Raw genomic sequence first — 1,124 nt, 5'->3', positions numbered from 1 at the left:
GCGAAGCGCAGACCTTCTTCCATCGCGATCGGAGCGATCAGCTTCACCGTGATCGACACGTTGTCGCCCGGCATCACCATTTCCTTGTCCTTCGGCAGCTCGATCGAGCCCGTCACGTCCGTCGTACGGAAGTAGAACTGCGGACGGTAGTTGTTGAAGAACGGCGTGTGACGGCCGCCTTCGTCCTTGCTCAGCACGTACACTTCAGCCGTGAAGTGCGTGTGCGGCGTGATCGAACCCGGCTTCGCCAGAACCTGGCCACGCTCCACGTCTTCACGCTTCGTGCCGCGCAGCAGGATACCCACGTTATCGCCTGCCTGACCTTGGTCCAGCAGCTTGCGGAACATTTCAACGCCCGTGCAGGTCGTCTTCACCGTCGGCTTGATACCGACGATTTCGATTTCCTCGCCGACCTTCACGATGCCGCGCTCGACACGACCCGTCACCACCGTACCGCGGCCCGAGATCGAGAACACGTCTTCCACCGGCATCAGGAACGCGCCGTCAACTGCACGCTCCGGCGTCGGGATGTACGTGTCCAGCGCGTCGGCCAGGCTCATGATCGCCACTTCGCCCAGCTCGCCCGTGTCGCCTTCCAGCGCCAGCTTCGCCGAACCCTTCACGATCGGCGTGTCGTCGCCCGGGAAGTCGTACTTCGACAGGAGTTCGCGAACTTCCATCTCGACCAGCTCGAGCAGTTCCGCGTCGTCCACCATGTCGCACTTGTTCAGGAACACGATGATGTACGGAACGCCAACCTGACGCGCCAGCAGGATGTGCTCACGCGTTTGCGGCATCGGGCCGTCTGCTGCCGAGCAAACCAGGATCGCGCCGTCCATCTGCGCTGCGCCCGTGATCATGTTCTTCACATAGTCAGCGTGGCCCGGGCAGTCGACGTGTGCGTAGTGGCGGTTAGCCGTTTCGTACTCGACGTGTGCCGTGTTGATCGTGATGCCGCGCGCCTTTTCTTCCGGTGCCGCGTCGATCTGGTCGTATGCCTTCGCTTCGCCGCCGAACTTCTTCGTCAGCACCGTCGTGATCGCTGCCGTCAGCGTCGTCTTGCCGTGGTCAACGTGACCAATCGTACCAACGTTCACGTGCGGCTTGGTCCGCTCAAATTTACC

1 protein-coding gene is annotated in these 1,124 nt (G+C 61.8%); it reads right to left on the bottom strand.

Features of this window, described 5'->3' with window-relative positions; all coding sequences use genetic code 11:
- Positions 1–1,124: elongation factor Tu (gene tuf, locus JMF86_RS34870; RefSeq protein ID WP_236593064.1), on the bottom strand; the 1,124-nt coding region annotated here is incomplete at both ends.

The organism is Burkholderia sp. E168m15, assembly GCF_016586105.1.
Lineage (GTDB): Bacteria > Pseudomonadota > Gammaproteobacteria > Burkholderiales > Burkholderiaceae > Burkholderia > Burkholderia orbicola.
This window is presented reverse-complemented; position numbering and strand designations above follow the sequence as displayed.